Annotated in this window: 24 protein-coding genes; 6 read left to right on the forward strand and 18 right to left on the reverse strand. The window is 46.3% G+C overall.

Features of this window, described 5'->3' with window-relative positions:
- Positions 1-29 precede the first annotated feature (29 nt).
- The 6 genes from hisH to ACKX2L_RS04985 all read left to right on the forward strand — a co-directional run bounded on the left by hisH (position 30) and on the right by ACKX2L_RS04985 (position 4295).
- Entirely contained in the window at positions 30-638 is a 609-nt protein-coding gene (gene hisH, locus ACKX2L_RS04960) for an imidazole glycerol phosphate synthase subunit HisH (protein ID WP_497550511.1), read from the forward strand.
- A 115-nt stretch (positions 639-753) separates the two neighbouring features.
- Positions 754-1485, forward strand: a complete 732-nt coding sequence (gene hisA, locus ACKX2L_RS04965; protein WP_497550512.1) for a 1-(5-phosphoribosyl)-5-[(5-phosphoribosylamino)methylideneamino]imidazole-4-carboxamide isomerase — start codon at positions 754-756, stop codon at positions 1483-1485.
- Positions 1482-2240: an imidazole glycerol phosphate synthase subunit HisF gene (gene hisF / locus ACKX2L_RS04970; protein ID WP_497550513.1), complete on the forward strand. Its 759-nt coding sequence runs from the start codon at positions 1482-1484 to the stop codon at positions 2238-2240. Before hisA ends, hisF begins: the two co-directional genes overlap by 4 nt.
- A 132-nt stretch (positions 2241-2372) precedes the next feature.
- Positions 2373-2717 (forward strand): phosphoribosyl-AMP cyclohydrolase, encoded by a 345-nt coding sequence (hisI, locus tag ACKX2L_RS04975; RefSeq protein ID WP_497550514.1) that lies wholly within the window; start codon positions 2373-2375, stop codon positions 2715-2717.
- Positions 2718-2723: 6 nt separating this feature from the next.
- Positions 2724-3251 carry an NUDIX hydrolase gene (locus tag ACKX2L_RS04980; RefSeq protein WP_497550515.1) on the forward strand — a complete coding sequence of 176 codons (528 nt, stop codon included), beginning with the start codon at positions 2724-2726 and terminating at the stop codon, positions 3249-3251.
- Between the two features lie 69 nt (positions 3252-3320).
- Complete coding sequence (locus tag ACKX2L_RS04985; protein ID WP_497550516.1) at positions 3321-4295, forward strand: histidinol-phosphatase HisJ family protein; 975 nt, start codon at positions 3321-3323, stop codon at positions 4293-4295.
- 24 nt (positions 4296-4319) lie between these two features.
- Here the strand turns inward: ACKX2L_RS04985 and ACKX2L_RS04990 are convergent, their stop codons facing one another.
- The 18 genes from ACKX2L_RS04990 to iscB form a co-directional block, all read right to left on the reverse strand.
- Positions 4320-5729 (reverse strand): ATP-binding protein, encoded by a 1410-nt coding sequence (locus ACKX2L_RS04990; protein ID WP_497550517.1) that lies wholly within the window; start codon positions 5727-5729, stop codon positions 4320-4322.
- A gap of 328 nt (positions 5730-6057) precedes the next feature.
- The gene (locus tag ACKX2L_RS04995; RefSeq protein ID WP_497550518.1) at positions 6058-6405 is read right to left on the reverse strand and encodes a hypothetical protein; all 348 of its coding nucleotides are present in this window, start codon (positions 6403-6405) and stop codon (positions 6058-6060) included.
- A gap of 908 nt (positions 6406-7313) precedes the next feature.
- Complete coding sequence (locus ACKX2L_RS05000; protein ID WP_497550519.1) at positions 7314-8426, reverse strand: helix-turn-helix domain-containing protein; 1113 nt, start codon at positions 8424-8426, stop codon at positions 7314-7316.
- An 83-nt stretch (positions 8427-8509) separates the two neighbouring features.
- Entirely contained in the window at positions 8510-9799 is a 1290-nt protein-coding gene (locus ACKX2L_RS05005; RefSeq protein ID WP_497550520.1) for an MFS transporter, read from the reverse strand.
- Between the two features lie 177 nt (positions 9800-9976).
- Complete coding sequence (gene rpsI / locus ACKX2L_RS05010; RefSeq protein WP_497550521.1) at positions 9977-10369, reverse strand: 30S ribosomal protein S9; 393 nt, start codon at positions 10367-10369, stop codon at positions 9977-9979.
- A 22-nt stretch (positions 10370-10391) separates the two neighbouring features.
- Complete coding sequence (rplM, locus tag ACKX2L_RS05015; RefSeq protein ID WP_497550567.1) at positions 10392-10808, reverse strand: 50S ribosomal protein L13; 417 nt, start codon at positions 10806-10808, stop codon at positions 10392-10394.
- A gap of 333 nt (positions 10809-11141) precedes the next feature.
- Positions 11142-11993 (reverse strand): tRNA pseudouridine synthase A, encoded by an 852-nt coding sequence (locus ACKX2L_RS05020; RefSeq protein WP_497550522.1) that lies wholly within the window; start codon positions 11991-11993, stop codon positions 11142-11144.
- Positions 11993-12793, reverse strand: coding sequence for an energy-coupling factor transporter transmembrane component T family protein (locus ACKX2L_RS05025; protein ID WP_497550523.1), 801 nt, complete (start codon positions 12791-12793; stop codon positions 11993-11995). Before ACKX2L_RS05025 ends, ACKX2L_RS05020 begins: the two co-directional genes overlap by 1 nt.
- A 45-nt stretch (positions 12794-12838) precedes the next feature.
- Complete coding sequence (locus tag ACKX2L_RS05030; protein WP_497550524.1) at positions 12839-13696, reverse strand: energy-coupling factor transporter ATPase; 858 nt, start codon at positions 13694-13696, stop codon at positions 12839-12841.
- A 5-nt stretch (positions 13697-13701) separates the two neighbouring features.
- Complete coding sequence (locus ACKX2L_RS05035) at positions 13702-14586, reverse strand: energy-coupling factor transporter ATPase (protein WP_497550525.1); 885 nt, start codon at positions 14584-14586, stop codon at positions 13702-13704.
- The gene (locus tag ACKX2L_RS05040) at positions 14570-15769 is read right to left on the reverse strand and encodes an aminotransferase class I/II-fold pyridoxal phosphate-dependent enzyme (protein WP_497550526.1); all 1200 of its coding nucleotides are present in this window, start codon (positions 15767-15769) and stop codon (positions 14570-14572) included. The genes ACKX2L_RS05035 and ACKX2L_RS05040 overlap by 17 nt, the downstream gene beginning before the upstream one ends.
- A 28-nt stretch (positions 15770-15797) precedes the next feature.
- The gene (locus tag ACKX2L_RS05045; RefSeq protein WP_497550568.1) at positions 15798-16280 is read right to left on the reverse strand and encodes an Lrp/AsnC family transcriptional regulator; all 483 of its coding nucleotides are present in this window, start codon (positions 16278-16280) and stop codon (positions 15798-15800) included.
- Positions 16262-16846 (reverse strand): AIR synthase family protein, encoded by a 585-nt coding sequence (locus ACKX2L_RS05050; protein ID WP_497550527.1) that lies wholly within the window; start codon positions 16844-16846, stop codon positions 16262-16264. The genes ACKX2L_RS05045 and ACKX2L_RS05050 overlap by 19 nt, the downstream gene beginning before the upstream one ends.
- A gap of 29 nt (positions 16847-16875) precedes the next feature.
- Positions 16876-18417 carry a VanW family protein gene (locus ACKX2L_RS05055; RefSeq protein ID WP_497550528.1) on the reverse strand — a complete coding sequence of 514 codons (1542 nt, stop codon included), beginning with the start codon at positions 18415-18417 and terminating at the stop codon, positions 16876-16878.
- 318 nt (positions 18418-18735) lie between these two features.
- Positions 18736-19377: an endonuclease III gene (nth, locus tag ACKX2L_RS05060; RefSeq protein WP_497550529.1), complete on the reverse strand. Its 642-nt coding sequence runs from the start codon at positions 19375-19377 to the stop codon at positions 18736-18738.
- 211 nt (positions 19378-19588) lie between these two features.
- Positions 19589-20167 carry a manganese efflux pump gene (locus ACKX2L_RS05065; RefSeq protein ID WP_497550530.1) on the reverse strand — a complete coding sequence of 193 codons (579 nt, stop codon included), beginning with the start codon at positions 20165-20167 and terminating at the stop codon, positions 19589-19591.
- A 167-nt stretch (positions 20168-20334) separates the two neighbouring features.
- Positions 20335-20952, reverse strand: a complete 618-nt coding sequence (locus ACKX2L_RS05070) for a TetR/AcrR family transcriptional regulator C-terminal domain-containing protein (protein WP_497552754.1) — start codon at positions 20950-20952, stop codon at positions 20335-20337.
- 26 nt (positions 20953-20978) lie between these two features.
- Positions 20979-22217, reverse strand: a complete 1239-nt coding sequence (iscB, locus tag ACKX2L_RS05075) for an RNA-guided endonuclease IscB (RefSeq protein ID WP_497550532.1) — start codon at positions 22215-22217, stop codon at positions 20979-20981.
- Positions 22218-22412 lie beyond the last annotated feature (195 nt).

A 22412-nucleotide genomic window follows, 5' to 3' on the forward strand; every position in this document is an offset into this window, starting at 1 on the left:
ATACATAGCAGAAAGACGAGGTATAAGCCATGATAGCAATCATCGACTACGGATCCGGCAATATTTTCTCTCTCCAGTCTTCCCTGAAGGCGATTGGTCAGAAAGTGATTGTTACCAGGGATCCGGCAGAAATACAGGCATCCGACCATATCATCCTGCCCGGTGTCGGCGCTTTTGAAGATGCCGCCAAAAAGCTTCATAAGGTCGGTCTCTTTGAAAGGATCCGGGAAGAAGCCAGGGCGAAAAAGCCTATCCTCGGCATCTGTCTCGGTATGCAGCTCCTCTTCGACCAGTCTACAGAATATGGTCTCCATCAGGGCCTTGGACTGATCCATGGCGAGGTAAGGGGCATCGAAGATGTCATCCCAAAGGATCTCGACATCCCCCATATGGGTTGGAACCGCCTGATCTATCGGAATCCCTCCCCTCTTTTTCAGGGCATTCCGGAAGGCTCTTTTGTCTATTTCGTCCATTCCTACGCCGCTTTCGATTGTGAAAAAGACCTGATTGCCCAGGCGGAATATGGCTGCCCCTTGACCGCTGCCGTCCAGCATGGCAATGTCTGCGGTACCCAGTTCCATCCGGAGAAAAGCGGCCCTGTCGGCTTGAAGATCTTACAGAATTTCTGTGCTATGTAATTCTGTGCCATGTAATTCTGTGTTATGTAATTCTGTGCTATGTAATAAAGTAATGATATGAAATGATTAGGCGTGGTTTCCTCGCTTCGCAGTATCCCGCTATGGAGTAAAAAATATGGACTTATTCCCTGCCATTGATCTATATGACAAAAAAGTTGTCCGCCTCTTGCACGGCGACTACCAGAAAATGACCGTCTATTCCGATGATCCCCTGGCCAATGCCAAGAATCTGGAAAAAGCCGGCGCCCGCTGGCTTCACCTGGTGGATCTCGAGGGGGCTCGGGACGGCAGTACACCGAATTTCCCGGTCGTCGAATCCATCTGTAAAGAAACCGGTCTGAAATGCGAGATCGGCGGTGGCATCCGATCCTTTGAAACCATTGAAAAGTATCTCCATGCCGGAGTCAGCCGGGTCATTCTGGGCACCAAGGCCGTTACCGATGAAGCTTTCCTTCAGGAAGCTCTGGCACGTTTCGGTGATCAAATCGCCGTCGGCGTGGATGCAAAAAACGGAAAAGTGGCAGTCAAGGGCTGGCTTGAAGTACTGGATGTCGACATGATCGACTTTCTCCGTCATCTGGAAGAAATCGGCGTAAGATGCGCCATCGTCACAGATATTTCCAAAGACGGTGCCATGCAGGGCACCAATCTTCCCCTCTATCAGAAACTTTCAGGCACAAAAAAGCTTAAGATCACAGCATCCGGCGGCATATCCAGTCTGGAGGAAATAAAAGCTCTGAAAAAACTCGGTATCTATGGAGCCATTCTCGGAAAAGCCATGTATACCGGTGCCGTAGATGTGAAAGAAGCCTTGAAGCTGGTTTATAGCGAGGAGGAAAGCGAATGATAACGAAAAGAATTATTCCCTGTCTCGATGTCCGTGACGGCCGTGTTGTAAAGGGCGTAAACTTTACAGGTCTGCGGGATGTCTCCAGCCCGGTAGACCTCGGTAAATATTATTCCGACCATGGAGCTGATGAGCTTGTTTTCTATGATATCACAGCCTCTGCCGAGGGCAGAAATCTCTTCACCGAGATCCTGACACAAGTGGCATCCCAGATCTTCATTCCCCTGACTGTCGGAGGCGGAATCCGCACACTCGATGATTTTGACCGGGTCTTAAAATGTGGAGCAGATAAAGTATCCGTCAATTCCGGAGCCATTCAGAATCCGGATCTGATCCCGGAAGCAGCGCAGAAATACGGGAATCAATGCGTGGTCCTCTCCGTGGATGCAAAGAGGGTGAATGGAAGCTTCCATGTCTTCCAGAACGGCGGCCGAATCGACACCGGTATGGATGCCCTGGAATGGATCCGGCAGGGAGTCGAAAACGGCGCCGGAGAAGTTGTTTTGAATTCGATTGATACCGACGGTGTGAAACAGGGATTTGATATCGAAATGCTAAAGGCCGTCAATGAGATTGTCAAGGTTCCGGTCATCGCATCCGGCGGCGCAGGTTCTATTCAGGATTTCATTGATCTATTCCATGAGATTCCGACCATCTCGGCAGGACTTGCTGCAAGTATCTTCCACTTCGGTGAAGTGACCATTCCGGATCTCAAAGCCAAGCTTAAGGAAGAAGGCATTCCGGTCAGAATTTGAACAGAGCCGCTTTGAATTCACCAGAAGTAGAAACAGGGAATGATTTATTTTTCTAAGCACAGATCCTCATAAGGATGTATCATTCCACTCTAAATTTATCTGATAAAAGTCATAATAGGAAAAGGCAGACCAATGGCAACAGAAGCATTTGATATAAATAAAGTAAAATTTGATGACAAGGGCCTGGTTCCCTGCATTGTTCAGGATGTGCATACCAAGCGGGTCCTGACCCTGGCCTATATGAACCGGGAATCTCTGGAGATCACTTTAAAACGCGGTCTGACCTGCTTCTGGTCAAGATCCCGGCAAGAGCTCTGGCTGAAGGGAGAAACTTCCGGAAACTACCAGCATATCGTCCGCATGGAAGCGGACTGTGACCGGGATGCCATCCTGGTTCTGGTGGAAAAGGACGGGCCGGCCTGTCACAGAGGCTGTGACAGCTGTTTTGATGATAGTATGGTAAAGACCTGGGAGTAAGACAGAATGGCAGAATGGATCGACGTATATAATGCAAACCGAGAAAAAACCGGGCAGATCATCGACCGGAAGTCGGACCATCTCAAGGACGGGCAGTACATGCTCTATATTCTTGCCCTCTTGGAGACACCGGATCATAAGTTTCTGATCACACGGCGGGCTTTGGATAAAAAGTGGGCAGCCGGCGACTGGGAAGTACCAGGCGGTGGAGTACAGTCCGGTGAATCGTCAATGGATGCCTTGAAGCGTGAAGTAGCGGAAGAAACCGGTTTGGATCTTGCCTCTCGTATTCCGGGATTTGAATCCAAGGCAATTCCAATCGATCGTTATCGAAATGACGATGGGGATCCTTATTTTATGGATATCTATCACTTCTGCTTTCCCTTTACAGAAACAGATATCACCCTGCAGAAATCAGAAGCGATCGCCTGCCGGCTTGCCTCATGGGATGAAATCCGGGAATTAAACGACCGGTCCGCATTTCTCCATTATAAAAGGATCTGTCATGCCCTGAAGATGGAATCAATCCCTTGATCCAAAGGAACCTTCCATCGACAGGTTAAACGGCATCAATTCCAGGATCCGGAAAGGAAATCGTTCATCATGTCAAGCTGTATTCCGGCAAATTATCATACACACAGCAGCTTCTGCGATGGGACAAACACGCCCGAAGATATGGTCCGTGAAGCCCTGAAGAAGGGGTTTTTGCATCTGGGTTTCTCCGGGCACATGGATCCCGGTGTAAGGATGGACTTTCCTTCCTATGATGCCGAGATCCGCCGCCTGCAAGAATGCTATGCGGACCAGATTGAAATCCTTCGCGGGGCGGAAATTGACAGTATTACAGGGCCGGATTGTGCCCCGAATGTCGAATACCGCATTGGTTCCACGCATTTTATTCCCATTCCGGACAGCATTTTGTGGCAGGAGACCTGTGCCCTGAGTGAGATCCGGGAAGGCGGGCAGAATGGCGACCAGATCATCGGAATGGATGGGGACCCGATGAAATTAAGAGAAGACTGCAAGACCTATTACCAGGGCGATTTCTATGCACTGGCCCGGGATTATTACCGTTTTGAAGCAGACGTCGTGAAACGAACCAGGCCAACTTTCATCGGGCATTTTGATATCGTAAGCCGTTTCAATGACCTGCCTTGGGAAGAGGGCGGTCATTTCCTGGACGAGACCAATCCGGCATATCTGAATCCGGCAAAAGATGCTTTGGAAAAGCTTGTTTCCTATCAGATCCCCTTTGAACTGAATCTTGGTGCCTATAACCGGGGACGAAAGGCAGAGCCTTATCCCAGGCGGGAACTCCTCGGCACGCTTCATGAGCTTGGCGGCGAGATCCTTCTCAGCAGCGATGCCCACCAAAAGGAGTTGTTAGACGGCGGATTCTCCGACGGGATTACTTTGGCACGCTCCTTAGGATTCGATCATATCCTTCTTCTTACACGGCAGAAAACCCGCCATCCGGCGAAAAACAGCCAATCGGATCTTACTTCCTGGCAGGGAGATTCACTTCCCCTTTATTGGGAGGAAGTGGAGATCGGCGGAGTAATCGAAGGTCACAAGTAGAGTCCCAATTCTTCGTGCAGTTTCTTAATTTCTCCTTCGAACTTCCGGAAGCATTCCTTGGAATAGCCGGTCGAGTTCGATATGCTTTACTGTATCGGTCTCTTTTACCGTAAATCCGGCCCTCGAAAAGAAGACATACTTATAACAATTGAGACCGGTATTCTTTACCTGTTGTATTTCTTCATCGATCACTTCCTGTGATATTTTTCTTTTTCTGAATTTGACTTCATAGAAGATATATCCCTTTTCATCTTCCGACACAACATCGAATTCTCCATTTGACCTAGTCTTCGGATCATCATAATAATATTTTCCGATCTTCTCAAGAACAGGGTCTATATTTCCAAGCCGATTCTGACGGATCAGATACTGCCTGCAAATTTCCTCGAACTTATGGGGGACATAATTTTCCTCAAAATCCTGTTGGATATACTTCTCATAAAATACATCCGAGTCCATTATTTTCATCTGAGAAGAATATTTAAAGATATAGCGGAAATAAAAAAGAGAAAGATTGTCACAGATATAATACCCCATCTTCTTTTTGTTACTATCATCATTGATCGGTGCTTTCTTTTCCACCACTTCCATATTGATGAGCTTGTCAAGGACATCAACAAGAGTGGGACCGCTTGATACATGAGACTGGGACAGAATATCACTATACTTAGAGAATCCTTTGGCAAGTGTATAGAATACCTCGTTTGCATTCACGATCTTGGAGATTTCAGAGCTTAAGTACATGGAGACCTCATTTTCCAGTCTTGCCCCGGAAGAGGCTATTAAATCTATGATATTTTCTTTTACAGATTTCTTATCGTCAATTAACCGGTTAAAATAGGGGATCCCGCCAAAGACAGAATAGATCCTGACCTTATCCTCATTCGACAAAAGAGGATAAAACATCGCTGACTCGTAATAATCCATCTGCTTCAGATTCATAGGCAGATCAACTCTGCCAAACAGGGGATTCGAAGGTTCCAATAACGATTTCATGATATCTACATAAGAGCCGAGGATGACCAATTTAAGTTTTGATGTTTCCCTGTATTTATCGACCAATGACTGAAGAATGCTATCGAGGCCTTTTACATTTTCCCTGAGATAGGGATATTCATCCAAAACAAAGACAATATTCTCTTCTTTTGCAAGCTTAAACACATAGTTCAGTACTTCTTCTATGGATGAATATCCTAACTTCGGTAGTTTCTGCACTTCAGAAATGATTTCACAGATACTATGGACGTTACTCGCCTCTGTCACCTGTTTGCATTCATAATAAAAGCTTTTGACTCCGGATTCCTTGATCGCCTGTTTCACAAGCTCACTCTTCCCTACCCGGCGTCTTCCATAGATCAGAACCATTCGCATACCATCTGTAAGCAGTTCTTTCTTGATCTGTGTCAGTTGTTTTACTCTACCGATAAATTTCATTTTACTCGGTCCTTTCCGACTCGGCCGCTATCGAGTTAAAATGATTATACCTTATATTTGTTTTTCTGTACAGATTTTATTCGGTCATCACCGAGTCGGTTGTATCCGAATAAAAAGGTCGCTCTGTGTGTCCAAAGACGTAATACGTTGTGAAATGATTATCTCTTTGGAAACATTGGTATGGGCGAAATCCTTGAAAATACAGCATTTCTTGAAAGCTTTGTTTCTTACCTGTTGCTTACCGAGAGGTCTTCGTTCCACTCCGGTCGGCGCATAGCAGAGGTCCTCTGGACCTCTTGCGCCCCAGAGCTCTCGGTAAGTACAATTTTTAATCCTGACCTACAATCTCAGTATCATCATCCATAATAACTTCTTTAAATGGTCTACCATTTATTACAGTACTTTCAAGTACATCGTTCATGTCTGCATACTCGCCCAGTAATTCATATTCTCTTTTATCCGCTCCAACAAATTCTTTTTTACAATATAATCCAAACATAACTTCTCTTCCATCTGGAAGAACCCCTGATTCATCATACATACATCCTGTATGAAATCGATATTCCACTCCTTCATATATAAAATCCAACCCAAACCAGTGTCCTCCTGAAGGATTCCACTCGCCAACATACTGTGACTTAAATTGATCTAATGATTCATATTCATTTTTTCTCATTTTAGCTGAAACTCCTTCTTTATTTTTTTAATTAACGCGGTCTCTGCATCAGTAGGTGGTATTCCAGGATCATTTTTGTTGTGACTAAGATATACGTGTCTATGTGGTTGTACCCCTTTATGCGGATGTGCTAAATCTATGCTCACAGCTTGTTTATGATTCTCATCATAATAGGCTACATGCTTTAACTGACCATCTTTGACTACAGCGTATACTCTGCCTGGGGTATGTGAAAACTCGGGTGCTTTTACAGCATTCGAATCTTGAATTATCACTTTCACATTACTATCACCACGTAATGTACCTATGAAAAAACACCCCAGAACAGTTGTCCTGAGGTGTAATAAATCGTATATGATTGTCCAAAGACGTAATACGTTGTGAAACGATTATCTCTTTGAGAACTGTTAATGAAGTGAAAGTGCGTATTTTTGGCATTTCTCCTTCAAGTTGCTGTTTACCTGCTGCGTACGGTAGAAAGCTCAGGGCTACTGTATGCGGTTGATGGCAACTTTAAGTAATATTCTTCAAATTCTTTATATACATCAGTTCTCTATAGTTTTTGGAAAATCCTATAAGGCTGAGATCTATATCCTTCTCATATTTCTTTAAATCCATACAATCTCCATAAAGTAAAAAAGCCAAGCTCAACGCTCGGCTTGGTCCCATGTGTTATTCGCACCTGGCAACTCTGTTAGCTTTATAATACTATATTTTAGCTTTTTTTCAAGCTATATCCTGAAAACTCGATGTTCGCCTGCTGCGTACGGCAGAAAGTTCAGGGCTACTGTATGCGGCTGGTTGCAACTTTGTCATTTCTTTCAAAAAATCCAAATTTCAGTATCGCTTTACTCAAATATGATGCCTCCGGCGAACGAGGAAATTCTTTTTAAATCTTCATAATCAGTCTATTTTACGCTATTCCAGTATTCAAGGGCTGCTTCCATCTTTTTCATAACATTATAAGGCAGCTCTTTTGGTCCCATATTAAAAATATTATCGATACCTGCCACGGCACCAACACCAATATTATCATATAGAGAATGGTGATAATCCTTACTTCCATGCCAGAATTTGATCTTTCCGGCGAAATCATTTGAAGGGTTTTTGTCGTACTGCTTTGCTATTTGTAAAGCTGTATCGATGCAGGTTTTCATTTCATCATCCTTTTTGAGGCAACAAAGAACCAATGATTTAAAGACAAGCCCCATGATCTTCATCTTGGAAAGATAACTGTTCTTGCTCCTATCAATGCTGGTGGCATCTACTATAGTCATATACCAATCCATAATCTCGCAGGCTTCCTTGTATGTCTTCGTGTTATCCATAGAAACCAGCACCATAAACATTTCCGTAGAAAACTCCATGGTTTTGACTAGAATTGAAACCAAAACTCTTGTATAAACCTCCATTGCTTCCTCGGGCTTGCCCGTCATTCTTAAAATATTGGCAATATTGATGTCTGCTATCCCCTGATAATTTATCTTTTTAAACTCCTCAAGAGCTTTCTCAGGGTTATCACGACCTTTTAAAGTTGCGATGCGATATTTAATGCTAAAGGTTTCCTGCTCCGGATTGTCACTTTGTGGAACATAGCGAAGAGACGACTCATAAAGTTCGATTGCTTTGTCACGATAATCCTTCAAATCTTTTATCGCTGAAACAATATGGTATGCATCCGCACAACTTGTGAGAATCTTAAAGTTACCCGGATATCTAACCAGCGCTTTTTCTGCCACAGCAATAGCCTCGTCATATTGATCCTCATGTAAAAGAGCTTCCAGCCTGTCAGAAATATCTTTGACGTTCTTGGAGGACATGCTATAGCCCAGAAGTACATCGACAGAAATGCTAAAAAAGTCTGCCAGCTGCATAAGAGTTAGAATATCCGGCATATTACTGCCACTTTCCCATTTTGATACAGCTCCAACCGTAACTCCAAAGGCTTCCGCCAGTTCTTCCTGTGTCAAATTCATGCTCTTTCGGTATTTTTTTATGTTTTCATTAAGCTTTATTTGCATAGCAAACTCCTTTAATGAAATAATTTTTATACTAAATTTTCTGATACTTTCTCGTTTTTAATTCCAATGGAGCCTTCCTCAAGCTACATCTGTGGCTTTACAAAGACTAAGATTGCAAAAATAGCTATTGCAAAAATCACGCAGAATACAAGAATTGCTTCTATGCTGACCTTAGTTACAACTGCGCTTAAAAGAAGTGAACCCACAGGCATACATGCTTTTCCGCAAGCTCCCATTACTGCGGCTGCTCTTGCAATATATTTTGGATCAGCATTTTTCATAAACTGGATATTGATTGTGCCGCCTATGATTGAAGCTGCCACCATCATGATAAAAAATGAAGCAGCTACGTCCACATAACAAGCAATATTATTTCCAGCAAAAACTCCACCGCAGGCCATACCAAGCATTCCTGCCGCGAGAAGTGATGTTCCAAACATGATCATCTTAAGTGGAGAGAGTTTCTGTGAAAGAACTGGTACAAATGCAGATCCAGCAATACCTCCGATTGCAGCAAATGCGCCTGCAATACTAAGGATTTCACCGCCCATTCTGAATATCTCGCTGGCAATTGGTGCCTGAAGTGCATTTATTGGAATGAGCATAAAATTAAGAGCGACTGCAAGTAAGACATAATTACAAATAACTCGTGAGCTTGCCACATATCTAAATCCATCCAGGAAAAATTCAATTTTACTCTGCTCCATTTTGTTCTCTGTTTCTCCGGTAGCGGATGTTGTCTTGAATGCTTCATTTTGTGCTGCTTCAGTAATTGCTACTCTTCCAGCCTTCATTGCTCCGACAAGAGCCGCTGCAACTGCAAAAGTTACTACATCAATCATCATTGCTGTAGTAACACCTGCTGTTGCAATGATTATGCCGGCAGCACCTGTACCTGCCAGTGATGCAGCACTTGAAAGCATGGAATTAAGACTCATTCCGCAAGTCATATGCTCTTTCTTGAACACCTGCATTGTAAATGCTGAAGTTGCAGGAAGATTAAAGGACTCCACTGTTGTGATGACCAAAGTAAATATTGCTATAACCAGGGCATTCACCAGACCTGCTCTATATAAAAGTGCAAACAATGTAATAATGACTGCTCTAAGAAGATGTGTTGCTACAATCACATGCTTCTTGTTCATCTTCTCAACAATGGCTCCTGCAAAAGGCTGCACCACCACGTTTGGAAGTGTATTAAGCGCAAAAACTATTGCTGACCATGCTGCACTATGTGTAATCTGATAAACCAACCATGTAAAAGCAATTGCATCTACAGAATCACCAAATCTGTTGATAACCGTAGCAAAAATCAGCTTTCTATATTCATGTTCCTTAATAATTTCCCCATACATTTTCCTGTTCTGTTCCATATCTGAAGCCCCTTACTTGTTTTCATGACTTCATTTTATATGTAAGCACACAAATTATAATACACTTGTTGTACTAGGTGTAAAAGAAAAGCTTTCCGTTGTGGAAAGTTTTTGAACTGTATAAAAAAAGACCCGGTACAATGTACCGAGCCTTTGAAATCTGCCATTGCAGAAGTATTATCTCTTTGAGAACTGAGGTGCTCTACGTGCCTTCTTGAGACCGTACTTCTTACGCTCTTTCATACGAGGATCACGTGTCAGGAAACCTGCACTCTTCAAGGTCGGACGGAAGTCACCGTCGACTTCAAGCAGTGCACGGGAGATTCCGTGACGGATAGCGCCGGCCTGACCAGCAAGTCCGCCGCCCTTTACATTAACCAGTACATCGAACTTATCAACAGTCTCGGTTGCAACCAGAGGCTGACGAACGACAACCTTCAGAGTCTCAAGGGGAAGATACTCGTCGATGTCCTTTTTATTGATCGTGATTTTGCCTGTGCCAGGTACAAGATAAACTCTTGCTACAGAAGATTTTCTTCTACCGGTTCCGTAATACTTGTTATCAGCCATTATTCGATACCCTCCTCAAGGATTAAAATGTTAAAGTTTCCGGCTTCTGAGCTGCATGCTTGTGATCCGGTCCGGCATATACGAATAACTTCTTGTATTCTTCGCGGCCAAGAGGTCCCTTCGGGAGCATTCCCTTAACAGCCATTTCAATGACTCTCTCCGGATGCTTCTGAAGCATTTCCTTCAGAGTAGTGGACTTCAGTCCGCCAACATAATCAGAATGTCTGTAGTAAACCTTCTGATCCAGCTTCCTACCGGTAACCTTGATCTTCTCAGCGTTTACAACGATGACATAATCACCGGTATCTGCGTGAGGGGTATAGATTGCCTTGTTCTTGCCTCTTAAAACTCTTGCGACGTTAGAAGCAAGGCGGCCAAGTGTCTGGCCTTCAGCGTCAACGACATACCATTTTCTCTCAACCTTAGTCGGGTTCGGCATATAAGTCGAATTGTTCATTAGAGCTTCCTCCTTAAATCAGGTTCATGCGCTTTCCTCCGGGAAATGTACCAAACCGGATTCCATACGCTCTATATAGTCAAAGGCTGCTCCGGGGCTTTGGAACATACCTTCTGAAACTACATCAGCCTTTACATTTTATTACGGTTTTCCTTTAGTGTCAAACGATTTCTGGCTATTTCTCGACGAAAAATATACAATATTTTTCCAGGTTTCTTATCAATTATTCACAATCATGATAATAGGAGTGTCCATAGTACCTTTTGTCACTTAATCTTCAAACGCCGTTCCAATCAAAAAGAGCCCTTTTGCCACTTATTTTTCAAACTCTGTCCCGATCAGAAAGAGCCCTTTTGCCGGTGCCGTCGGTCCGGCCAGGCTCCGGTCCTTTGCTTCCAGGATTTCTTTCATGGACAGGGGACTCATAGCGCCCCGTCCGACTTCGATCAGAGTGCCTGCGATGATCCGGACCATATTATAGAGGAAGCCGTCGCCTGTGACACGGATCCTGACATCCATTTCTGTCAATTCCGGGTGGTCTGTTCGCTGATCCGAAGGATCTGCCTGCTGCAAATGCTCCGATCCGCCAAAGTTTTCCACTCTCCGGTATCTTTCCGGTTCCAGAGAGTCATGCCTCTCCCCTGTAACCTGAAGTTCATAAATCGTCCGCACACGGCTTGTCACCTGGGCATGGACCGAGGAAAAACTCGTAAAATCATGCTTTCCAACCAAAAGATCCGCTGCCTTCTGCATGGCTGTAAGATCCAGGGCTACATGAACCGTATGGAAATAATAGCGGTCCGTCGGAAGCAGAGTTCTTGCCACCCGGATCCGGTATTCATAAGTCTTTCTGGATTTGATCTTATGAGGATGGAAATCCTCTGCCACAGCACTTGACGATAGGACACGGACATCTTCCGGAAGCCTTACATTTAATGCCGGGGCGATTCTCTCCACCGGCATCCTGGTCTCGATATCGAAGACCGCCGGATTTCCGTAAGAATGCACACCTGCATCCGTCCGGCTGCCACCGATCAAATCAATTTCTCTTGAAAAGAGGTCCGCCAAAGCCTTCAAAAGCTCCCCTTCCACGGTTCTCTGGCCGGGCTGCTTCTGCCAGCCGGCAAAATCTGTGCCATCATAGGCGACTTTTATGAGGACCCTCATCAGAAACGCACCCCGAGACAGATGACAAGGGCCAGGAATACGATAAGGCAGCCATACGCATAGCCGTCCCGTCTCTCATAGTGGAGCGGTTTCATCTTGGTCCGGCCTTCGCCGCCATTATAACAGCGGGCTTCCATGGCTAGGGCCAGATCATTGGCCCGGCGAAAAGCACTGACAAAAAGCGGCACCAGAAGAGGCACCATGGATTTGGCCCTTTGGACAATATTTCCGGTATCAAAGGAAGCTCCACGGGCCATCTGTGCCTTCATGATCTTGTCCGTCTCATCGATGAGGATGGGGATGAAACGAAGAGCGATGGACATCATCATAGCGATTTCATGAACCGGGACCTTGATATAGGTTAAGAAATGCAGACCGGACTCCAGGCCGTCCGTCAGCTGATTTGGCGTGGTCGTCAGCGTCATGATGGAGCTTCCGATAATCAACAGGATCATTCGCGCTGTCATAAGGGCTGCATTCTTGATACCTTCCTCTGTAATGGTAAGAAAAGCCCAGTGGAAGACCACTTTGCCCGGCGTCAGGAAGAGATTGAAGACTGCTGCAATCACGATCAGAAGGACAATGCCGCGAAGTCCCCTTACCATAAAGGAAAAGGGCACCTTGGAAAGGGCAATGATGATAAGCAGGCAGACCGTCACAAAGAGGATGGCAATCGGATTGTCCGCAATAAATAGCGCAATAATATAGACCAGGGTCGCCAGAAGCTTGGTCCGCGGATCCATCCGGTGCAAAGCAGAGTCCGCCGGATAATATTGTCCCAGTGTAATATCTCGAAACATAATGCTGCCTTTCGCAAATATCTGTGCCACATCTGGCATCAGGTTTTACTTTGTCTCTTTCGCCCGAAAGACCCGAAGGATCTCCTCCCGGGCTTCTTCGACCGTTGTACAGTCGACATCGACCGGAAAACCTGCCTTCTTCAAGTCATGCATGACATAAGTCACCTGGGGTGCGGCCAGGCCGATCTCCTCCAGATCCTTATAATGGCGGAATACCTCACGCGGAGTCCCGTCGTATTTCGGCCGCCCCTTGTCCATAACAAGGATCCGGTCAACATAATTTGCCACATCTTCCATGGAGTGAGAGACCAGAACAATGGTATTCCCGTGCTCATGAAGATCCCGGATCAAATCCAGAATCTCATTCCGGCCTGCCGGATCCAAGCCGGCCGTCGGCTCGTCCAAAATCAGGATCTCAGGATGCATGGCAAGAACACCGGCGATCGCCACCCGGCGTTTCTGCCCTCCTGACAATTCAAAGGGAGACGCATCATACTGGGTTTCCGGAAAGCCGACCGCTTCCAAAGCTTCCCCTGCCCTCGTTTTGATCTCTTCTTCCGACAGTCCCTGATTCTTAGGTCCGTAGCAGACGTCTGCGAAAACCGTCGTCTCAAAAAGCTGGTGCTCCGGATATTGGAAGACCATACCGACCTTGGTTCGAAGTCCCTTCAAATCATAGCCGTCTGCATAGATATTCTGATCATTAAAATAGATCTGCCCGGAACTTGCCTTCAAGAGACCGTTCAAATGCTGAACCAGGGTTGATTTCCCGGATCCGGTATGACCGATGATGCCTAAGAACTGGCCGTCTTTGATCTCCAGACTGACGTCATCCAAGGCTTTGATCTCGTAGGCTGTGCCGCTGCTGTACCGATAAGTCACATGCTCTAAGCGAAGTCCCATGCCTTTTACTCCTCCCCTGCTGCCATACGTAAGGCTTCTACCAGTTCCTGACGTGTCAGTATTCCCTCCGGGATGTCCAGACCGGCCTCGCGGAGTTCATGCGCCAGAAGCGTTACCTGGGGAACATCCAGGCGGAAGGACTTCAACTTGTCGACATCAGAGAAGATCTCTCTGGGCTGACCGCGCATAACGACTTTGCCCTGGTCCATGACATAGACATAGTCCGAGCCCACGACTTCCTCCATATAATGCGTGATGAGGATGATCGTAACGCCCTTCTTCTTATTCAGCTCATGCACTGCAGCAAGAACCTCTTTCCGTCCGTCCGGATCCAGCATGGCTGTCGGTTCATCGAGAACAATGCACTTGGGTTCCATTGCCATGACACCGGCAATGGCCACTCTCTGCTTCTGCCCTCCGGAAAGTTTATTGGGAGAATGTTTCCGATATTCCCACATACCGACAGATTTCAAACTTTTCTCTACCCGTTCCCAGATCTCATCGGTCGGAACACCGATATTCTCCGGGCCGAATCCGACATCCTCTTCGACAACACTGGCAATGATCTGATTGTCCGGATTCTGGAAGACCATGCCGGCTGTTTTTCGGATGGGAAGAACATTCTCTTCCAGAGAAGCATCCTTGCCATCGACATAGAGGCTTCCTCCGGTCGGCGCTAAAAGAGCATTCAAATGCTTTGCCAATGTCGACTTTCCGGAACCGTTATGGCCCAGGATGGAAATAAACTGACCGGGGCGGACATCCAGATCGACATGATCCACCGCAGTCAGGATCCGCTCTACATTTCCCTCTTCATCCCGCTGGACATATTCATGAGAGAGATCGACCGCCTCGATAATGTTGTCATATTTCTTATTCTTGTCTGCCACTGTTTTCGTCTGCTTTCTTCCCGGCTCTTAACTCTGTAACAAATTCCTCGATCCGATCGACCGCCTTCTCCAGATCTTCCAGAGAATAGGCATAAGAGATCCGGATAAATCCCTCGCCACAGTCACCGAAGGCAGTCCCCGGTACGACGGCGACCTTCTTAGTCTTCAGAAGTTGTGTTGCAAATTCATCACTGGTCATCCCGAATTCCTTGATGGAAGGGAAGATATAGAAGGCCCCGAAAGGCTCGAAGCACTGGAGCTGCATCTTCTTGAAACGGTCCATGAGATAGCGGCGGCGGTGGTCATACTCCTCCCGCATCTTGTCGACCTCATCCTGACAGTTTCTTAATGCCTCCACTGCCGCATACTGGCTGTTGGTCGGTGCACACATGATGGCAAACTGATGAATCTTCAACATCTGAGACAGAAGTTCCCGCGGGGCACAGGCATAACCCAGCCGCCAGCCGGTCATGGCATAAGCCTTGGAAAAGCCGTTGATATAGACCGTCCGTTCCTTCATGCCGGGCAAGGCAGCAATGGACACATGCTTTTCCAGATAAGTCAGTTCCGAATAGATCTCGTCTGTAAGAATAAAGAGGTCGTGTTTCTTCACCACTTCGGCAACCGCTTCCAGATCAGCTTTCTCCATGACGGCGCCCGTCGGGTTGTTGGGATAAGGAAGGATCAGGACCTTGGTCCTTTCCGTGATCGCATCCTCCAGCTCCTCTGCCGTCAACCGGAATTCATTCTCCTCTTTCAGAGGAATGTAGACCGGTTTTCCACCTGCCAGGATCGTGCAGGGTCCGTAACTCACATAAGATGGCTGAGGAATCAACACCTCATCCCCCGGATCCAGCATGGCACGGAGAGCCACATCAATGGCCTCCGATCCGCCGACGGTTACCATGATTTCAGAGCTCGGGCTGTAATAGAGCTGATAGCGGCGCTCCAGATATTTGGAGATCTCCTCCCGAAGCTGCTTCAAACCGGTATTCGACGTATAGAAAGTCCGCCCCTGTTCCAGGGAATAGATCGCCTCATCACGGATCCTCCAGGGCGTGTCGAAGTCCGGTTCGCCTACGCCAAGAGAAATCGCATCATCCATTTCATTTACGATATCGAAGAATTTCCGGATCCCGGAGGGAGCGATCCCCGTGATCGTCTGATTCACCATACTTCTCATAACAAAAGTTCCTGCCCTTTCCTCTGCATCACAAAGACATCTTCATCCGTTCTTCCTTGGGAACATCCACCATGATGGTACCCTGTTCCTTGTAATTCTTCAGAATGAAATTCGTCTTAGTGGAGAAGACAGAATCCAGAACAGACAATTTCTGGGAAACAAAGTCCGCAATCTCCCGTAAGGACTTGCCCTCCAGAATGACCATGAAATCAAAGCCGCCGGAGATCAGATAGACATCGCTGACTTCAGGGAAGTTATAGATCCTCTGAGCGATTTTATCAAAACCGCTGCCTCTCTGAGGAGTCACACGGACCTCAATCATGGCCTTAGCCTTCTCGACGCCGGCCTTTTCCCAGTTGATCAATGTATGATAACCGCAGATGATGTGCTTATTTTCCATATCTTCCAGGCAGTTCAATACCGCCGCCTCATCTTCCCCAAGAATGACCGCGAGCTCATGAAGATCGATCCTGCTGTTTTTTTCAATGTAATTTAAGATCTTTTCCTGCATTTCCATTTCTCCTCTTCCTTTCCTTCGGATATTTCCTTACTTCTGACCCTCTCCAGGAATCGTTTCTCCCTTCCATGATCAAAAAGAAGGATTCTTCCCTTGTCAGATGTCAATGCTCCGACCGTGGCCGCTCGGAAGCCCAGTCGCTTGAAATACTCTGTGATGGAGCGACCGTTTTCTGAAAGTATAACCCAGGAGCCGGCAGAGTCAAGCCGATATGGATCAATATTCAGAAATTCTGCGATTTCCACCGTTTCCTGATGGATCGGGATTTCTCCTATATCCGCAGAAAGTCCGGATCGCAAGGCCTCCCCGGCCTTCCAGAGATCCGCTTCGATTCCTCCCGGTCCACCCTCGCAAATATAGACCAGTCCGAAATCTTCCTCCGACATCTCCTTCACAGAAAAAGCCAGCCGCTTCGGATCCTCCTTCGACAGGATCTGATCTGCCCCTTCCAGAAAAGAAGCAGGAAAATTTTTCTCCAGAAGCTCTCGATTTGCATGAAGGATATGGAAGGTTCCGGCCAATCCAACCGAACCTGCAATCGTAATGTCTGCTTTTTGCACGAAAGGCTCCCTTCCTCTTTTGTTCATGCTTATTGAGATGCGCCACTCACTGCATTCCTGGCATCTTCATAAGCCTTCTTTGCTTTCTCATCATCCGGATTGTCTTCTGCCACTTCCTTCAGGGCTTTCAATTGTTCCGTCTGATACAGGGTGTCCGGCCGGACACTTACCCCGGTATACTGCTGGATCGCCGCCATGATCCTGGTATCATCCTGGCTCTTTACGGCATCCTGCAAAGCCGCCGTGACCGCCGGATCCCCGGACTGGACGCCAACCGAGTATTCTGCATCAACTTCCCGGTAATTGGACTTATTCTGCACCTTGGTCGATTCCACATTATTGTCGATCGTGACTGTCTTGATCAACTGGTAGACATATCCGGTACTGCCGCTTTTGGTCTTCTGAAGGGTCCCTGCGGGGAGCGATGGATCCGCCTTATATTTGTTCTTGATCGGTGTCTCGGAAACCAGATGATTGTCAAAAGAAACCTTCCGATTGGCCGGCCGGGTCTCCTTACCGTAAATATTGACTGTAAGTGCCGAATCCGTTGCCACTTCTTCAATATAGACCGGAGCGCTGGTACTGTTCTTAAATTCCAGATCCTTCAGAGCATAGGTCCCATCCGAAGAGCCTGCAGTCGCTGCGTCAAAAGACAAAGGGACATAATGAACCGGCATGGAATGTGCGGCACGGTTTTCAATGGCAAGTTCCGCCAGAAGAGCCGCATTGTAAGTGGTCGAGGAAACCTGGCAGACGCCGCCGCCCTCCTCGTTCACGACCTCACCGTCGGAATAGGCAGCCGCCGTTGCATAGCCATTGGCTGCTGAAAGAGGAGAAACCGTCTGAAAAAAGGAAATGCTGTCGCCCGGATAGAGGATCTTCCCATTCATCAGAGCAGCCGCTCTCTGTATATTGATCCTCCGCCCATTGGTTGAGTTCTGATATTCCGTGGTATAGCTTCCAAGGAGATCATGAACCTGGGACAGTTCTGCTTTGCTTCCGCGGGGTTTCGCCTCTTCAGTAGTAAGTTTGATCGTCACAGGACTCTTAGATCCTGTGGTCCATTTTTGATCAAAAAAAGCCTCCAGAACCTCAAGCGATGGATCAATATTCAAACTGCTTCCGGAAGTCCCGGGGACAAAGGTGAAGACACCATTGGAAAGAGACAAGCCGTTGTCTACGGCCGGATGGGATAAATCGGCAGATCTTGCAGTCAAAAGCGCCCTGGCCGTATCGCTCTTCAATCCGTAGGAAAGCTTAAAATCCTTCCCTTTCCCCGATTGCAGCGCCTTCTGATTCAGGAAACGTTCTGCCGGATTTCCCTTCTTGCCATAATGCATGGCTTTTGAAATCAGATCGCTGTTCACCGTTTCCAGGCCAAGATCCGAAGCCTTAACGGTGATCGTCTTGTCCGAAGCCTGCAAAGTAACATCTCTCGTTCCCTCTGCTTTCAAAAGATCAGAAATGACTGCCTCTGCCTCATGGGCCGTCATACCGGAGACATCTTTTCCTTCTATGGAGATTCCCTTGGGAATGGTGGAAACAGTGTTTTTTCCCGAATTATCTGCCATAACCGTCCGAGAGCCGAGAGCCTTGCCGGCTGAAAAAAGGCAGAAAACTCCTATGCCTGCAAAAAGCAATCCGGTCAGAATGCCAGAATGCAAGCCGGTCGACCATCTAAAAGGAGTTACTTTCAGGCTCTTTTTCTTCATATTTCCCTCAGATCATAAATGAAACGATCATGGTAACAACCATTGTAACAATTAAGACCATGGAAACCATGGCAAATACTTTTCTCATTTGATTTGGATTTTTCAACTTTTTTCTTTCTATCGAATCGAATCATTACAGTTATGTACTATTCTACCATAACCATGCAAGATGCCGCTCTAGCGATCTGTCCGATCTTTGGAATTGCAATATTCCCTCAGGGGGCAGGTCTTACACTTGGGATTCCTGGCTGTACAGGTTTCCCGCCCGAAGGTAATGAGCCAGAGATTCCAGGAGATCCAATACTCCCTGGGCAGAACCTTCATCAGATCATATTCCACCTGTGTGGGATCCGTCTTCTTCGTCAGGCCCAGTCTCCTGGAGATCCGACCCACATGCGTATCCACAACGATCGATGGCTGATGAAAGATATGGCCACGCACTACATTTGCTGTCTTTCTGCCAACACCGGGAAGCGAAGTCAGATCCTCCAGAGAGGAAGGCACTTCCCCGCCGAAGTCTGAGACCAGCTTTTTCGCACAGGCGATCAGATTTTTGGCCTTGTTATGATAGAAGCCACAGGAATGGATCGCCTTCTCCATGTCCGGCTGCTTTGCCTCTGCAAAAGCATAGACATCCGGATATTTCCGGAAGAGATCCGGTGTCACCTGATTGACGCGGGCATCCGTACACTGGGCGGAAAGCACAGTCGCAACCAAGAGTTCCCAGGCATTCCGATAATCCAGAGTTGCCTCCGTGAGGTCCCCATAGGTCTGATCGAGCGCTTCCAGAATATGAGCGATGCGTTCTTTTTTCGTCATTAAAGTCTCCATTCCACCGCCAGGGCCGGCGGCAAACATCATAAAACCCCAGGCTCTTTATTAAGCCTTTCAATACAAGAAAAAGCCATGGAAGTTCCATCCTCCACAGCCCCTCTTTATTCTTTCATTCATTTCTGTCCTGTTTCTATCCTGACAACCATTCCTGACAGCCATTCATGACAGCCATTGCAGGGATAGAAAGGACCCCCGGCTAAACTAAGATGACATTTCCAAGCAGAATGGTAACTCCGGCCAGGAAAAGTACGATTGCTCCGATGATATAGATCTTGTTCTTCGCTTCGAAGCCGAAGTTGTAGCCGACATAAATCCCGCAGAATACGGCGAAGAAGGAGAACAGAATGATCATAAATAACATAAACCAGAGATTGGATCCGATCAGCTTGCAGGCCAGTCCGGCAAAAATCGTATAGACGGAAGATACCGCGATGATCTGGACATACTGCTTAACTGTGATCTCCCTCCGGCATTCATCGACGAATTCGCTTCGAATCGCCTTCACCATCAGGCGGACTCCCAGAAGGAGAAAAATAATCGCAGAAAGGAGATAGCCTGCCCGGTGAGGATTCGAGATCCCCAGGAACTTTTCCAGGCCAAAACCGATCAGGCAGCCCCCATAGAAAAAGATGCACTGCAAAAGCACCACTAATGTCGTCACTGCAAAAAGTTTTTTCTTCTGGATCTTCTGAAGCATCGCACCCTGAACTTCCATAGAAGCCAGCATATCCAAGCTGATCCCCGCTATCACCAATATATTTTCAAGCCAAACCATTGATTCCCTCCGGCATTATTCCTACTTAACGAAACCAGTCTAATGATTTCTCAAAGCAGTGGAAATATGCAACCGAACTTTCGTGTATGGACCTGGTATACATTTCTTATAAAATGTATACCAGGCTGCCAATTTCCTGATCCAAGCCAAACACCCGCAACTGAAGTTTAACGAGATCCCAGCTGCTTTGATCGCTGCCCGTTCAGGACATCCGCAATCGAGTGTCCATAGAGATAGACGCAGACCTCTGAGACCTCACTTTCCGGTGCCTTCATGCTTTCCAAAGCCCAGGTCGTAATGATATAGCTGATGGATTCCGCATAGAAATCAGCGATTTTCTCATTGGTCAGCCATTCATATTTCTGAACCTGTTCGTATTCCCGGTCTTTCATATAAGAAAGGATCAGATCCCTGGCCGACCGTTTCAGAATATCATGAAAAGAATTCTGTCCCTCCAGATGGACTGCCTGGATATAGAAAGCTTTCTCCCTCTCCATATTCTTCAAAGCCAGGGTAAGACCTTCCTTCAGCATGCCCCGCCTTATGAAGGGATCCATGGGGCCGACCAGATCATTCTGTACGATCCATTCCAAGAGTTCGTACTTATCCTGAAAATGGTTGTAGAAGGTCGGCCGGATCACGCCGGCCCGATCCGTGATCTCACGGATCGTGATCTTCTCTATGGGCTTTGTGATCGCAATCTCCTTCAGACTTTCTGCCAGAAGGAGATCGATCGCATTGTTTTTGCTCTGAACCGTCATAAAATCTATGGCGGGGAAACCCACAGGCTTACCTGTGGGAGGAACCGCCTTTAACCTACCTTCCTTTGTTCTATAAGATAACTACTACGCATTTTTAACAACTTTAAGTTCTTGTATCCTACAGATGCGTTGAGATGTGTTCCGTCTAAAAGCCTCAAATCCATACGCCCTGTTGACCTACGAGCAAAAATAAAGCATTTCTGCCCTTTCCATAGAACTTTATCGTACAACCGAAACCCTTTCACTTCGTAGGCTGCCTGATTACGTTTACGATAGCCACCTTTAAGAATGGTGTTCTTGTGTATCTGTCTATTGTGGCAACGGACTTTTTTGTAATAATAGACATCTCCATTGTTAACAGCATTAGGATTACCACTAATGCAACGAGCATCTATGTAGTGGTCTTTTGGCAAGCCATTTTTAATACGAATATTTTTAGTGATATATCCGTAAGTAAGTTTTACATCCGAATATATCGTTTTAAGTTTTTCGTACAAAGTCCATCGCATGATACCCATAAACGTGGCATCCTTAAAAGACATTCCTCTATGTATTGTCTTGGGTAGTTTTACAATTCCCTTGTGATACCCAGTATGACAAGTTTCACATAAAGTAATGAGGTTGTTAGGTGCATTACCGCCTGTCTTACGGCTTTCTATATGATGCACAGTAAGAATTTTGTCCTTTGACTTTCCGTGACAGCATTGACATTTATGACCGTCACGGAATAGCACATATTCCCTGACATTCCAAAAGCCTAACTGTTCACCTTGTTGATAATCCGTACCGCTAATTTCAGGATTCTGAATTTTTTGTATATCGAAAGAGGCTACTTCTACTATGATGTTTGAGATAGGCAGTATTTTGTGCACCTTTGCTATCATCGTAATGTGAGAATCTACTTTTTGTTTTACAGAGGGTGCCAACCATCCGTCACTACGCTTACGATTATTAAATCTTGGTTTACGGTAACGAAGCTTACGATTTCTACGGGAACGTCTTAATTCTCTACGAGTAGAAAGCAAATCTACAATATCGTTTCTAATCTCTACATCTGACTCGAAAAGCACTTTGTTTTTTGTGGTCGCTGAAAGACCAATATGCTTGCTTCCGCTGTCTACGCCTAAAGTTACCCTTTGCGTATAGTTCGTGCTGCTATACAACAGTTGTATTGTAAACGGACACTTATTTACCACCTTTGCTCTGCCTTGCTTTAAGAGAACACGCACTTTAGCATGGTTTTCTGTAGGCATTAAAGGTTGTCCGTTTTGATTCAGTACGTAAACCATACGCATTCTCCTTTCTCAAAACCTCGAAAGGTTTTAATTACTCGCTCCGAAGAGCGGTTCGTGTACCATCGCCAATGTTAATGAGAGGTTTATGTGCCTGCAACACCGTTCCTATACCACAGAACTGTTTAATCACAGACCTTAGAGCTACAGACTTGGTACTACATCCGTAGGTAACTATGTATTCTCTCTTAA

The sequence above is a fragment of the Porcibacter vitabionis genome (assembly GCF_046263795.1).
In the GTDB taxonomy this organism is placed as follows: Bacteria; Bacillota; Clostridia; order Lachnospirales; family Lachnospiraceae; genus Lachnocurva.